This window comes from Streptomyces qinglanensis (assembly GCF_900111245.1).
Classification (GTDB): Bacteria; Actinomycetota; Actinomycetes; order Streptomycetales; family Streptomycetaceae; genus Streptomyces; species Streptomyces qinglanensis.
In genome coordinates this window covers 73952-88010 of the sequence record NZ_FOGO01000015.1, presented here as the reverse complement: position 1 = coordinate 88010, position 14059 = coordinate 73952, and the positions used below count along the sequence as shown (strand labels likewise).

Below are 14059 nucleotides of genomic sequence, written 5' to 3'. Positions count from 1 at the left end.
CCCGCGATCGCAGCGCCCTCGCCGTCGCATCACGAACTCGCCTTCAGATGGAGGACTGACGCTCAACCTCGACATTAAATGCGGCCAGCGCCGCAGAATCTCCGTCGAAGAGCTTCTCGTAGAACAATGCATCCGCAGCCCATTCGGGAAATGAAATGATCGATACCCCGGAGCGCTCATTCAAGTAATGGGGAAAATAGTTGGCAATCCACCACGAAGGAATAGTTCCATCCTTCACTTCAAATAGCGCACAGGGATGCCACACCGGGTATCCCAAATTTCGATCATCAAGGATATAGTACCAGAAAAGACCACTCACGCAGGTGATACCAAAAACTATATATTCACATCCAGGAGTGATGGCGAATTCAGTTGATTCCGCGATGTTCCATCGCTCACTCAGCGCATCGGACGGAAGTGCTGCCCCGGTGCGGGCGACGGCTTGCACCTTCATCTTGCGTCGGACCCCCGCTGGTAGAAGTCTCGCTTGAATTCATATTCTACATTTTCCCGGCACCAGATTGCGAGATCAGCGCGCACCGTTCTCACCCGACGCCGCCTTCACCTCTGAGGACGCTTTGCATTTTGCCCCACTATCCCTCACCGCACAGGGCCCGGAGTCGACTTTCGCCACCCAATCCCCTCATGAAAATCTCGCCGGACGCAGGTTGCCCGGCCTCACTCATTCCGATTTGGCCGCAATAACCCTGCGGTACCTGGTCAGGAATTCTACTCCTGTTCGGTTGCCCCTTCGGAGAGGGCGCAGTCCGGTTCGTGAAATGGACGCCCCAGACCCGGTGACCGGTCCGTCCTCCGTGCCGACGTTCCGGAGGTGCGGGCGGAACTCTCACGCCACCTGCCCGCGCAGGCGCCCGGCCCGGCCCGACCCGACCCGGGCCGCGCCAGCGCGTCGTGCGGCTACGACGTCGCCCGGCGGGCGGCGCCCGACAGGAAGACGACCGAGAGCATCACGACCACGGCCGCCGCCAGGAACACCGGCGGCAGACCGGCCGGACTGCCGTCGTCGGCCCGGATCGCGCCCATGAAGTCGACCGCCGCGAGGCCGTTGACCGTGCCGTACCAGAGGGGCAGGTAGGCGAACTGGAAGAGGCGGTGCGTCCGGCTGAGCGTGCCGAGGAGCAGCGCGAAGGACGGGATGAACAGCGCCCCGAGGAACCAGTGGACCAGGCCCTGGGTGTCGGCTCCGGTCACCATGCGGAGCGCCGGTCCGATCCCGGCCGCGGCCGTGAGCAGGAACCCGGCCCCCCACTCCGCCGCCGTCCTGCTGCGCACCGCCGGACAGGCGCCCAGCAGGGCCTCGACTCCGTGCTCATGGCGCTGGGTGCCCAGCCGGGACCAGATGAGCACCGGCCAGATCCAGGCCACCGGCAGCAGGATGCGGGTGACACCGGTCGCGGGCGTGACCATCTGGGAGGCGACTGCGAGGACGAGGACTCCCGCCCACCACCACAGCGGGATGCCCTGGACGAGAATGCGCACCTCCCCCGCCAGCAGGCGCAGCGCGGGGCTGCCGTATGTCACGGGGGTGCGCGGCGGATTCGCGAACGCGGCCGGCCGCGCTTCCGCGCGGTCGTCCCGGACCCCCGCGACGGGCAGGCCGGTTGCCGCCGGGACGGCACCGCCGCTCGCGGTGCCTGCTGCCGGGTTCAGGAGGAGGCCCGAGGCCGGGGCCCGGAGTCCGCGCCCTCGGGCCGGGTCGAACCGGGGGAACCAGAGCACTGGCAGCAGCGCGAGGCCCAGCGCGATGGCGACCAGCGCGTACCGGCCGAGCAGGAACGCGGCGTCCGGATCGAAGCCCTGCCAGTCGAAGGTCTTCAACGGCTCCTGGATCTGCGTCAGCCCCAGACTGAACTCACCGGCCGTGCCGGGGTCGATGCCCTGCTCCGCCAGGCCCGCGCCGAGCGACTGGACGACACTGTGCACTCCGATGCCGCCGAGCGGCGCGTGGGGAGACTGGCCGGCGAGCACGAGGACGGTCCAGACGAAGAACCACAGGACATTGCCGAGGCCCGCTCTCAGCGGCGGAATCGTCTCGAACAGCAGCGCCGCGGCCGCGGTGAGCGCCATCAGCGGCAACGCGATGCTCACGAAGGGGCTCAGCAGCCGCACCGGGTCGACCGCCATGGTCTCCCCGCGCGCCCACTGCATGACCAGCGCGGTGACCGCGAGGACGCCCAGCATGGAGGCCAGCACCAGCACGCTGCTGAGGAACTTGGCGATCAGGTAGGTCCACGTCCGCAGCGGCGTCGTCGCCAGGAGGCGGCCCACTCCGGTGGCCTCGTCGCGCGCGATCGCGTTGCGCACGACGTAGAACCCGCCCAGCGGGAGCCAGACGGTGGCGGCCAGCGCGACGACCATGCCGGTGTACGCGCTGTTGTAGGTACCCCGGTAGTCGCCCACCTGCATGACCACCCAGTCGGACTCCGGGGCCGGGGTGGCGAGGTAGCCCAGCCCTACGGCCGCGATCAGGACGACGGCGTAGGCGGGCCGACGCACCCGGTCGCGGAAGTCGCCGACCGCGAGCCTGACCACGGTCTCCGGCATCACCGCCACCCCGCAGACCGGTCGGAGGCGGACGGCGCGTACGGCTGCCCGGCCCGGTTCACGATGGCCAGGTACGCGTCCTCGAGTTCGGGGGTGACCTGCTCGGCGCCGCCGTACGGCAGGCCCTGCGCCAGCAGCCGGACCCGCACTCCGCCCGCGGTGCGGAGCATCCTGCTGACGAGCTGCCGCCGCTGGACGTCCGGCAGGTCGCCGGGGTCGACGAGAACCTCCCACACCTGTCCCTCGACCGCGGCCAGCAGGTCCTGCGGCGACCCGCGGCGCAGCAGCCGCCCCTGGGCGACCACGGCGATGTCGGAGGCCACGGACTCGACGTCGGAGACGATGTGGGTGGAGAGCATGACGACCCGGTCCGCGGCGAGTTCGCTCAGCAGGTTCCGGAACCGCACACGCTCCTCGGGGTCGAGACCGGCGGTCGGCTCGTCGACGATGACGACCTCCGGATCGGCGAGCAGCGCCTGAGCGATGCCCACCCGGCGCAGCATGCCGCCGGAGTACGTGCCCAGGGGCCGCTTGACCGCCTCGGTGAGGTTGACCAGTTGCAGCAGCTCGTCGATCCGGGCACGGGCCGAGCGGACCGAGAGCCCCTTGGCGGCGGCCAGATACGAGAGGAACTCCCGCGAGGTGAGGTTCGGGTACACACCGAAGTCCTGCGGGAGGTAGCCGAGGGAGCGGCGCAGCGCCCCGGGCCTGGCCACCACGTCGGTGCCGTGGAACAGCACCCTTCCGCCGGTCGGCCGGGTCACGGTCGAGGCGATCCGCATCAGCGACGACTTGCCCGCGCCGTTCGGGCCGAGCAGCCCCAGCATCCCGGTCTCCAGCCGCATGGTCACGGCGTCCACAGCCCGCTTGCCGCCCCGGTACACCTTGGTGATGTCGACGAGTTCCAGCACGACGCGCCCCCTACTTCCCGCTGCCGGTGAGCTTCGTGGCCCTGCCGCCGCGCAGCACGGTCACCGACTTCGGCACCTCGACCCGGAAGCGCGTGTCACAGTTGGCGAACCCTTCGCAGCCCGCCTCCAGGTCCAGTCGGCCGGCCCGGAGCCGCCACTCGGAGTGCGGATCGGCCCCGAAGCCGACGTCGAACCACCGGGTCACCTCGATGTCGTCGCGGTCGGTCGCGACGAGGTCCGCGGGCATTCCGTGGGACCGGACGTCGAGGGTCCTCCCGTCGAAGGCGAACGTCTTCTTCTCGGGTGCCGCGTCGTCGACATCGGCGCAACCGGGGAGAACGGACAACGGGAGCAGGGCGCCAGCAGCCAGGACACTCCGCGACAATCTGCGAGAGAACACACGTACCTCCGGAAAGCTCGACAGGCCGTGTCCAGAGTGATCTTTCCGAGCCCGCCGGACATCTGCCGTTCGGCAGATATCCGGTGTCCGGCCGGTGAGCGGGCCCGGTCAGCGGCTGCCGGAGGAGGCCGTCGGCGCGGCCGCCGGCAGCGTCCCCGCGACCCGCCATCCGCCGGCGCACGGACCCGACTCCAGCACCCCGCCCAGGCTCCGGTACCGCTCCTCCAGTCCGACCAGCCCGGTGCCGCCGCCCTTGCGGGACGGGAGCAGCGGCCTGGTGCTGCCGCCCCCGTCGTTCACGACCCGGACCCGTACGACGGCACCGCTCGCCGGCCCGACGGCCACCGTGACCCGGCGGGCCCCGGCGGCATGGCGCCGGACGTTGGTCAGCGCCTCCAGCACCAGGACGTACACGGCCTCGTCGACCTCCCGCGGCAGCGCCCCGGCCAGACCGTCGTCCAGGTCCAGTTCAGCCGTGCCGGAGCCGGACTCGGCGAACCTGCCGACCAGTTCGGGCAGGTCCGCCACGCCGTACACCCGGGTCGACGGATGCGCGGGCTCCTGGCCCCCCGCGTCCTCGCGCACTTCCTCGGCCCGGCGCAGGGTCTGCAGAGCGCGGTCCATGGAGTCGAGTGCCCGCAGGCCCGCTTCCTCCACCCGGGACAGCAGCGCCCGGCTCTCGCCCGGGTCCTGCGGTGCGACCTGCGCCGCCTGCACGTCGAGCACCATGCCGGTCACTTCGTGGGCGACGGAGTCGTGCAGGACCCGCGCCATCTGCAGCCGCTGCTCCCGCCGGGCCTGCAGGACCGCCCGGCGCCGCCGGTTGTCCGCGGACCGCAGATAGCTGCCGATGCCGACGGCGCAGGCCACCGGCAGCAGCGTCACCAGCACCATGATCACCACGTCGTCGGCCCCGGCACCCGGCTTCCGCAGGGTGAAGCGCAGCGGCAGGGCGAGCGTGGTGAGGACCGCGAGCAGCCCGGCGGGGAGGAGGTACCGGGATCGCGTATGCCGGACGAGACGCCCGGTGAGGATCAGCAGCCCCGCACATTCGAAGGGCATCCACAGCAGCGTGAGGCCCGGCCGGCCGGCGTAGAGGACGTCCGTGAGCAGGGAGACCGCCATGGCCGCGAACGCCGCCGCGCTCCCGGTGACCCTCCCCCACGGCCACCGCAGCAGCGGCACCGCCACGACGAGCAGAGCAGATACGCAGACGAGCAGCGCACCGGACGGGCCGAGCAGAGCCGGCGGGACCAGGCAGACGACCGCCGCACCGACGGCGAAGCTCCGCCAACCCCCCGGCACCGCACGGCTCGTCGTCATACCGGGCAGCCTATGCAGTCCGCGGAGCGGGGCATCCGTTCACCGACGATTCGATCAGCGGGTGCGGGGCGGCTCGTCACTTCGTGACATACCCCTTCTCCCAGGCCCACACGGCGATCCCGACTCTGTTCCGCACACCGAGCTTCCGTTGGATGCTGGCGACGTGCGTCTTGACCGTGCCCGGTGAGATGAACATCTCCGCCGCGATGTCGGCGTTGGTGAGCCCTTCGCCGACCTTCCCGGCGATTTCGCCCTCCCGCTTGGTGAGCGGTTCGGCGGGGGCCGCGGGGACGGCGGGAGTGCCGGACCGGCGCCCGGCTCCGGAGCGGGAGCCGGGTCCTGGCGCGGGGCCGCGGCCGGGCCCCGTACCCGGGCCGGTGACGTGCCTGAGCAGCCGTACCGTGATGGAAGGGCTGATCAGACTGTCACCGGCCACCGCCGCACGCACGGCCTCCACGAGCAGCGTGGGTCCGGAGCGCTTGAGCAGAAAGCCCGAGGCCCCGTAGCGCAGCGCCGGGTAGACGTACTCGTCCAGGTCGAAGGTCGTGACGATGACGACCCTGCCCGGGAACCCGGCCGCGGGGGCGAGCAGACGGCGGGTGACCTCCAGCCCGTCCGCGCGCGGCATCCGGACGTCCAGGAGAGCGACATCGGGCCGCAACCGGATCGCCGCCTCCAGCGCTTCCGCCCCGTCCGCGGCCTCGCCGACCACTTCGATGTCCGCCTGCTGCTCGAGGATGCGGCGCATGCTGCGGCGGACCGTCTCCTGATCGTCGGCGATGAGCACGCGAATCGTCATGGCCGGTCATTCTGGCAGGCGGGGATCGGCGGGAGGCGACGCGGAGGAGGTCGTGCCGGGGCAGAGCGAACTCGTTCTCACCCGCTGTTGAGCCAGACTCCACCGCCACACATCGTCCCCGCCGGCCCACTCGCCCCAACGGCACCGGTGACCTTCCCGCACAGCCAAGATCCGACGAGCACGGCTGAGCTACGTGATGACGGTCTGCCTCGATCTGCGGCGACGACGCATCGGACAAGGAAGACCCGGGTGGACGGACGTCTCCGCTGTCGTCCAGGGAGACGACGGACCCCGCGATGACCGAGGCAGCCGTGCCCGCGACGGAAGCCCACTCTCCGAGGTACAGGCGCCAGAACAGCCTGCCGAGGCCCTTTCACGCACGACTGCCTCCTTTCTCCCCGTATCGCTCCGTCATGCCGGTCTCCTCGCGAACTGCTTCCGGACGCCGGACAGCGGATGAGCGGTGACGGCTGACGGAACGGCGACTGCGAGAGCCGCGGCGACCAGCACTCCGACGCTCCACGGCCCGTCGAAGCCCGGCACCGGGCCGGCCTTGAGCACCACGGACAGCGGAACCAGGCAGGTCACGGCCGTGACAGCGGCCAGAGCCACGCCGACCGCAGTGGCACCGGCCGCCTCGTACAGGACGCAGCGCAGCAGCTGGAATCTGCCCAGCCCCATCGCCCGCAGGGAGGAGCGCTGTGCGCGGCGGTCGCGTTGGGCGAGCGAGCAGGTGTTCGCGGCGGCCAGGAGCGCATAGCCCGCGACGACAGCCACGATCAATCGGGAGGCCAGGTCGTCGGCGGGGTTGCGGGGGGCGAGGTCGGCCAGATAACCGGCCCGGGAGTCGACCTTCTGGCCCGGCTCCTTCGGCCAGGACCGGATCTGGCCCGTGAGCAGGATGCGGTCGGCGTACGGCGACGGTGTGCGGTCGAGCGCGGTGGAACGCGGGATCACGAACTCGGGGAAGGCGAGGTCGCGTTCGAAGACGGCAACCAGGGTCAGCGTCCGGCGCGAGCCGTCGGCCATGGTCAGCCGCACCTTCTGGCCGACGCTCCAGTGATGCCCGTCGGCCTGCATGGCTCCGGCCGCGAAGGCGCCGTCGCGAAGGTCCGCCAAACGCCCCTCGCGCACATCGAGGTCCACGACGTCGGCCAGCGCGGGTCCGTCCACGCCCCAGGCGCTGGTGGCCGCCGGTTCGTCGTCGAAAGACGTGGGAGGCGCGGTGACCTCCGATGCCACCAGGGGAGTGGCCGTCCCTCCGGGGAACGTCCGGGATGTGACGGGGAGGCGGCCGCCCGGCTCGGCGGTGACCACTCCGTCGGCACGCAATCCTTCCCCGGTCTGCCGCTCGACCGCCCGACCGATGGTGGCGCCCGCGCCGAGCAGGGACACGGCGACGCCGACCGCCAGCAGCACCGGCACCGCCATGGCCGTCGTCCGCGCGGGATCGGCCCGCAGCCCGGCGGCGGCGATACGGCCCACGCGGCGGTCCAGGCCCCGCATGGCCCAGCAGGCGGGGACGACCAGTACGGGCACGATCCACGGCGGGAGCACTGCGAGGGTGGGGATCACCACCAGTGCCAGGCCCGGCGCCATGGCCCCCCTGACCGTCGCGGGGATGTCCAGGAACGCCATGGCGAACAGCAGAGGGACGCACAGGGCCAGGGCCATGGCGACACCCGTGATCAGCCGGATCCGGCTCCGGGACGACGCCCCGGACAGCTCCGCGTCCTTGAGCAGGGCCCCGGGGCTGACCCGCCCTGCAGCCAACACGGCAGCCATGGCCGCCAGCAGCGCCACTGCCGCCGTGGTGAGACAGACGGCGACGGCCGTCCACCACGTCTGTCCTCCCGACGGAAGCGGCGCCGCTTCGGGAAAGAGCCCGCGTTCCACGAGCAGATCCTTCCCGAGGTGTGCCAGCGGCACCATGCCGACGGCAGCACCCGCGGCGGCTGCGAGGAAGGCGAGACTCGCCACATCGACCGCAACCATGCGGCGCAGTCCGCCTGCGGTGACACCCAGGGCGCGCAACACGGCGAACTGGGCCAGGCGTTGCCCCGTCCACAGCGAGACGGTCGAGCCGATCACGACGACCGCACACATCAGCAGCATGGACAGCAGAAGCGACAGCAGGTTCCTCGCGTCCTGGGCGGCGTCAGCCGCCGCAGAGTTCTCCGGGAAGTCCGGCAGGCCGGCGCCGATGAACAGCAGCGCGCACGCGCCCACCGCGGCAGCCGTTATCGCGCACGCCAGCGCCGCACCGGCAACTCTGCCGGGATATGCCCGCACTTCGGAGACGAACAGGTGACGCATGCTCGTCGTACCGGCAAGGGAGCTAGGGACGCGAGACGCCGCAGACACGGTTCACTGTCCTCCGCGGGGACATAGGCTGGGAGAAGCCCAAGGAATCCACCCTCATTGTGGCCTCTCGGAACGAGTGGATCTGGGCGCACGGCATCGGCAGCGGCTTGAGCCAACTCCAGGCCCCCGGACGACGTGGCGCAGCGCGCGAAGAGGAGTCCGAATTTTCTCGCACGCTCGGCGGGAAGCGGGATGAGGAATCCTCGCAGCAATCCAACAGCTTGCACCAAGTGGAACCAACGGGAATGTACGCCTCATCTACGGGATCCACGCACCCTCCCACTTCTCGACCTGTCCGCTCACTGATTCCAATCCTCTATTTCTGCGCGGCAGCTGGCAACCGCTGCACGGCAGACCCCAATCGGAGGGTTCGCATCCGCTTTAACCCTGATCTGCGCACCCCAAACCCACCGTGGACGCTCGGACGGTCACGCACTATTCCGCACCCTGCCCAAAACCAATGCATGGAATGAACGAAATCACCCGGCCTCGCCGCCTCCCTCGACCATGGCACCATGAGCGGTATGACGACGCGCATTTTTCTCGCCGACGATCAAGCCGACATACGCATGGGATTCCGGCGGATCCTCGAAGCCGAGACGGACTTGCAGGTCGTCGGGGAAGCCGACAACGGAATCGCGGCACTGATGGCGATCCGCTCCCTGGAGCCCGAGGTGCTGCTGGCGGATATCCGGATGCCGGAGATGGACGGACTGGAACTGACGCGGGAGATCACCCGCTCGATGCCGGCTGTGCGCGTCGTCGTCGTCACCACGTTCGACCTCGACGAGTACGTACACACAGCACTGCGCGAGGGTGCTTGCGGATTCCTCCTCAAGCGCTCCCGTTCCGCCGTACTCGTCGAGGCCGTGCGCGCGGCCGCCGCCGGAGACTCCATGATCAGCCCTGAGGTCACCACCCGGCTGCTCAACCGCTTCCGACGTGAGCGCCGAGCGGTCCGCCGACCCGACGAACCGATGACGTCACGCGAAGAGGAAGTGGCCCGACTCGTCGCGGAGGGGCTGACCAACTCGGAGATCGGTGCCGAACTGTTCATCTCCGCGGGGACAGTCAAGACCCACCTGGCCCGGCTGCAGAAGAAGTTGGGCGTTCGGAACCGTGTGGGCATCGCCGCATGGGTCTGGGAGTCCGGTCTGATGGCTCAGAAGTAGGTTCCACTTCCGCAGCGGGACCCCGGTCCGACGCCGACGCCACCAGGATCCCACCGAACGCGTCCCTCGCACGGTGCCCAGACGGGCCAGTGCGGGCGCAGCACATCGCGGCCAGCGCCAAGACGTTCCGCCCCCTCGTTCGTTCAGACATGCGGATCAGGCTGTCAGGGCTGGGCTTCCATCGGTATCAGCCATTCGGCAGATTGCATCCCCCGGGCGCCTTGTACGAAGAGAGCGGCAGTACGACGGCAACTCGCCACCCACCTCCCTCGCGAGGACCCGCGGTCAGCCTCCCGCCCAGTCCCTCGACTCGCTCGGAGAGACTGCTGATACCGGTACTTCCGGCTCCTGCCACGCGTTCGACCAGCCCGGTTTCGGCCTCTGGATGCTGCGCGTCATCGGTGATCTGCACACGCAGCCTCGAACTGTCATCCGCTCCTTCGCGCCGGAGGAGAACTTCCACCCGTGACGCGCTCGCGGCGTGCCGGCGCACGTTGGTGAGCGCCTCCACGATCACCCGGTATCCCATCCTGCTGATCTCCGCCGGAATGTCGTCCGTGGCGCCCTCGGCCATGAGGAGGACCGCCTCGGGCGCGCCCGTACGGTTGAACCGTGCGACAAGGGGCTCGAGTTCGCCGAGGTCACGACGTGGACCGCGGCGCGACGGCGGAACTGATCGTTCCTCCTCCCCGCTGCTGCCGGAAGCAAGTTCCCGACGCCCGGCCGGCCCCAGAGTGCGCTCGCGATCGTCCCCTGGCGGCGTCTCGGCCATGAGTTGAACAGTGTGGTCCATCGCCTTGAGAGCCTGGGCACCCGCCGCACCGATCTCGGGAAGCAGCTCCAGCGCCTGCCGCGCATCCTTCTTCGCCATTACCTGCGCCGCCTCGACGAGGACGACCACCGCCGTGACGTCATGAGCAGCGTAGTCGTGCAGGTCACGCGCCAGGCTGAGCCGTTCGGCACGGCGCTCTGCTGCAGCGATGGCGCGGCTGCGCGTGTCCAGGTTCCGCAAGTAGGCGCCGACACCCATGGCGACCATGGCGAGAATCGCCCAGATCAAGCAGAGTTGCAGAGTCTCGCTGCGGCTGGAGGGCGGGACGACGTTCATGGTGATACGCAGGGGCGACAGCGTGATCGTCGTCGTCAGCAGCGCAGCGAGGCCGATCGCCGTCCGGATGCTCGCATGACGCACCCCGACGGCCATCAGCATCATCAGCGCCACCGTCTCAGCCGTCCACCAGTTCGCTGCATCCGACCGGGCGGGGCCCTCATAGACGAAAGTGACGATCACAGAGACCGCTGCGGTTCCCGGCAGGGCAACCAGCAGGACCCTCTGTTGCGGAGGTCCCCACACTGTCATCACCCATGCGGCGATGACCGAGACCGCACCGGAACCACTGACGAGCGGCCCGACCGACTCTGTCGTCATGGCGGCGATCACCAACGTCGCGCCCACGAGCAGCGCACAGAGGAAGCCTCGTAACCGAACCCGCCGTCGTCTCCCCGAGTCCGTCTGCTTGGTCACACGGCAGAAGCCTAGTACCCGTCGCTTGACCTCGGCAGGGAAACGTCACCTCGGAAGGCCCACGCACAGCGGAACAGAAGCAGGACGCCGCTGAGAGGCCGGGCCCGCGCCCGACCCTGCTGAATCGCCGCTCCCCCTGTTCAGCCCCCCCCCTACCGCCGCGGTCCGCCTGATGCTCGGCTGCGCTGCCCGCCGGAAACAGCGAAAACCCAGGTCATAACCGATGGTGCGCTCGGTGAGCCGGATCGGACTCGGCCGCGGAACGTCGAGGCTGCGCAGCCGAAAAGCAGGCCACCAGAACTGTCCGCAATGCCCGAGCTCATGCATTGCGACCAAGAAACGAAGAACCGCAGGCCAGAATCCTGACCTGCGGTTCACCGTGGAGCCGCCTAAGAGAATCGAACCCTTGACCTACGCATTACGAGGGCCTGCAAGATCATCCCGAACGGTGCTGATCGACATGCCCACCTACCTCAACTACCTCCTGCATCGGCTTGATGCCGCTGGTGGAACAGTCGAGCGGCGACGCCTGGCCTCACTCTCGGACGCCGGCCCGGCCACCATGATCGTCAACTGCACGGGCCTCGGTGCCAAGGATCTACTCCCCGACCCTGACCTGCGGCCCATCCGCGGCCAGCACGTCGTCGTCACCAACCCAGGGTTGACCGAGTTCTTTTCCGAGGACACCGGCCTCTCACCGGACCTGCTGTGCTTCTCCCGCACGGCGACACCGTCGTCCTGGGCGGCACGGCCATCGACGGAGAGGGTGGCCTATCCTCCGACGACAAAGCGGCAGCCGGCATCCTCGCACGCTGTGCCGAGGTCGAACCTCGCCTTGCCGCAGCCCGCGTTCTGGAACATCGGATTGGTGCCCGGCCCACCCGGCCCACGGTCCGGGTGGAGGCTGACCAGCAGGAGGACGGCGCTGTGGTCGTGCACAACCACGGGCACGGCGGTGCTGGCGTGACACTGTCATGGGGTTGTGCCGAGGAAACTCATGGACTGTTCGCGAGCGAGTGAGGTCAGACCTATTCCACACCGACGTCACCGTCGCCCGGCAACGTCTCTCGGCCAGCGGCTGGGCCACCTACGCCGCCGAAATGAGCACGCAGAAAGTCAGCAGTGAGGAGTACTCATGGGGAGCGCAAGCCCCTATGACACCGCGCTTTGTGACATCGACGCCGTTCTTAAGAGCTCGTAACACGATCATGTGCGGGACTTCTTGAGGCGTCTCCAGCAGATCAGGCTGCAGGCGAGGCAGACGAAGGCGTCGTGGAGTTCGGTGCGGCGTTCCCAGCGGACGGCGAGACGCTTGAAGTGGTGGAGGAGCGCGAAGGTCTGCTCGACGACGTAGCGGAGCTTGCCCGTCCCTTTGATGTTCGGGCAGCCCTTGCGCGAGATGACGGGCAGGATCCGTAGCTTGCGTAGCGCGTTCCGGTTCGGGTTGGAGTCGTAGCCCTTGTCGCCGAGCAGGGCGTCGGGCCTGCGGCGGAGCCGGCCAGGGCGGCCTGCGACGGGTGGGATCCCGTTGACCAGGGCGAGGGTCTGGGTGACGTCGTTGACGTTCGCTGCGGTGGTGATGACCTTGAGCGGGGTACCGCGTCCGTCGCAGATCAGGTGGTGCTTGCTGCCCGTCTTCCGCCGGTCGACCGGCGACGGACCGGTGTCGGGTCCCCCCCCTTTTCGCGCGGATGTGAGAGCCGTCCACGCACGCACGTGACCAGTCGAGTTCGCCGGCCGCGTTCAGCTCCGTGAGCAGGACTTGGTGCAGTTGCTCGAAGACTCCTGCTTTCTGCCACCGGTCCAGGCGACGCCAGCAGGTCTGGCCGGAGCCGAATCCCAGCTCCAGGGGCAGGAGTTGCCACGCTATGTCGTTGTGGAGAACGAACAGGATGCCTTGGAGACAGAGCCGGTCCGACACCGGCCGCGGTCCAGGCGACCGTTCCGGCCACGGCGGCAGCAGCGGTTCGATCAGTGCCCACAAGTCGTCGTCGACGATCCACGGCCGAGTGCTCACACCATCACGAACGGCCGAATCGTCAGATCGGTCACGCCCCACCAGGACGATTCAGCAAGATCGTGTTACGAGCTCTAAGGCACTGACCCACCGCCAGTACCGTCCGCGCGGACGGGACCAGGACTGGTGACTGTTCAGGTCAATTACGCAATAACGCCCACACTTCATGGAGTCGCTTCATGTAGGACTCGCCAACCACCCGGGTAAGTTCCGCCACGGCATGAGCCAAGCGGAGAGCAGGAACCGCCTGGGGCGTACCAAGTACCTTAAGTTCACTTAGCACGTCGAAGTAACTACAGGGCAGCCTTCCGGTCCGAGAGATGAGGCTCTCCTCAGCGAACGCGGCCAAGACGTCGTCGGCAGCTTCGCCCTTTCGCAGCTTGTAGCCCGCCCAACGCCGCTTCACTTGACTGACGTGGAACCCCCGTGACCCATCATTCAGTCTCATACCGAGGTCGGCCGCGACCCGCACGACGACTGCCTCTTCGCTCACAGCCACCTTGGTCTGCCATGCAGTACGAAATGCATTGCTCCGATTCTGCGTAATGGTCTCGCAGAGCACGCCTATCGCAGTGTTGAATGTCTTCATCAGCACGGTGCCGCACGCCATCCAGTCACCCGATGTCGCCGGATTACGACCACCACAGGCCACCTTAGCCCAGCACTCGGCCTGCTTATCCTGCTTGCCAACGTCAGCGTGCTGGTACGAGGTGCGCAGTTGGTTGATCAGGAGGTCGAAGTCACGAGCACCGCCCTGTGTCCTATACCCCATCAGGAATCGAACATCCAGCTTCCAAGTCTCCCACCACAACTTGTATGCCGTTGAGACTAGATCCTTGAAGCTAGCTTCGTCCTGCACACTGTCCGGCCATGAAGGGAGGAACGAAAGGTCCAGAGTCATACCGATCGAGATTTGACGGTGCCGAGCCAGTGTGGTGCAACGGGTACGGAACTCTTCACATTCAGCGCGCATCAGCAGACCG

11 protein-coding genes and 1 pseudogene are annotated in these 14059 nt (G+C 68.5%); 2 read left to right on the top strand and 10 right to left on the bottom strand.

Translation table 11 applies throughout. From position 1 onward, the window contains the following. Positions 1-43 precede the first annotated feature (43 nt). The 7 genes from BMX65_RS32590 to BMX65_RS26080 form a co-directional block, all read right to left on the bottom strand. Positions 44-454: a hypothetical protein gene (locus BMX65_RS32590; RefSeq protein ID WP_075002807.1), complete on the bottom strand. Its 411-nt coding sequence runs from the start codon at positions 452-454 to the stop codon at positions 44-46. Positions 455-918: 464 nt separating this feature from the next. Further along, entirely contained in the window at positions 919-2565 is a 1647-nt protein-coding gene (locus BMX65_RS26105; protein WP_075002887.1) for a hypothetical protein, read from the bottom strand. Further along, a complete protein-coding gene (locus BMX65_RS26100) occupies positions 2565-3476 on the bottom strand; it encodes an ABC transporter ATP-binding protein (protein WP_075002806.1) in 912 nt (303 codons plus the stop codon). The genes BMX65_RS26105 and BMX65_RS26100 overlap by 1 nt, the downstream gene beginning before the upstream one ends. Before the next feature lie 10 nt (positions 3477-3486). Next, positions 3487-3822 (bottom strand): hypothetical protein, encoded by a 336-nt coding sequence (locus BMX65_RS26095; protein WP_107437580.1) that lies wholly within the window; start codon positions 3820-3822, stop codon positions 3487-3489. Between the two features lie 162 nt (positions 3823-3984). Then, positions 3985-5199: a sensor histidine kinase gene (locus BMX65_RS26090; protein WP_079172093.1), complete on the bottom strand. Its 1215-nt coding sequence runs from the start codon at positions 5197-5199 to the stop codon at positions 3985-3987. 76 nt (positions 5200-5275) lie between these two features. Continuing rightward, complete coding sequence (locus BMX65_RS26085) at positions 5276-5998, bottom strand: response regulator (RefSeq protein ID WP_075002804.1); 723 nt, start codon at positions 5996-5998, stop codon at positions 5276-5278. Between the two features lie 411 nt (positions 5999-6409). Further along, positions 6410-8314 carry an FtsX-like permease family protein gene (locus tag BMX65_RS26080; RefSeq protein ID WP_079172092.1) on the bottom strand — a complete coding sequence of 635 codons (1905 nt, stop codon included), beginning with the start codon at positions 8312-8314 and terminating at the stop codon, positions 6410-6412. A 563-nt stretch (positions 8315-8877) separates the two neighbouring features. Between BMX65_RS26080 and BMX65_RS26075 the strand changes: the two genes are divergently transcribed. Further along, positions 8878-9534, top strand: a complete 657-nt coding sequence (locus BMX65_RS26075) for a response regulator (protein ID WP_177214349.1) — start codon at positions 8878-8880, stop codon at positions 9532-9534. A 187-nt stretch (positions 9535-9721) separates the two neighbouring features. On the opposite strand, the gene BMX65_RS26070 is transcribed toward BMX65_RS26075, so the two are convergent. Beyond that, positions 9722-11059, bottom strand: coding sequence for a sensor histidine kinase (locus BMX65_RS26070; RefSeq protein ID WP_143081888.1), 1338 nt, complete (start codon positions 11057-11059; stop codon positions 9722-9724). Positions 11060-11402: 343 nt separating this feature from the next. Here BMX65_RS26070 and BMX65_RS26065 point away from each other — a divergent pair. After that, positions 11403-12079 (top strand): annotated as a pseudogene (locus BMX65_RS26065) (FAD-dependent oxidoreductase); the annotation flags it as partial. A gap of 186 nt (positions 12080-12265) precedes the next feature. On the opposite strand, the gene BMX65_RS31720 reads toward BMX65_RS26065, so the two are convergent. Together BMX65_RS31720 and BMX65_RS32585 are read right to left on the bottom strand one after the other, a co-directional pair. Next, positions 12266-13076, bottom strand: a protein-coding gene (locus BMX65_RS31720; protein WP_239502162.1) for an IS5 family transposase whose coding sequence is annotated in 2 segments (ribosomal slippage) — positions 12266-12742 and positions 12744-13076 — 810 coding nt in all. Because the reading frame shifts where the segments join, the coding sequence is not laid out codon by codon here. Between the two features lie 139 nt (positions 13077-13215). Continuing rightward, positions 13216-13977: a hypothetical protein gene (locus BMX65_RS32585; RefSeq protein WP_143081887.1), complete on the bottom strand. Its 762-nt coding sequence runs from the start codon at positions 13975-13977 to the stop codon at positions 13216-13218. Positions 13978-14059: the final 82 nt, after the last annotated feature.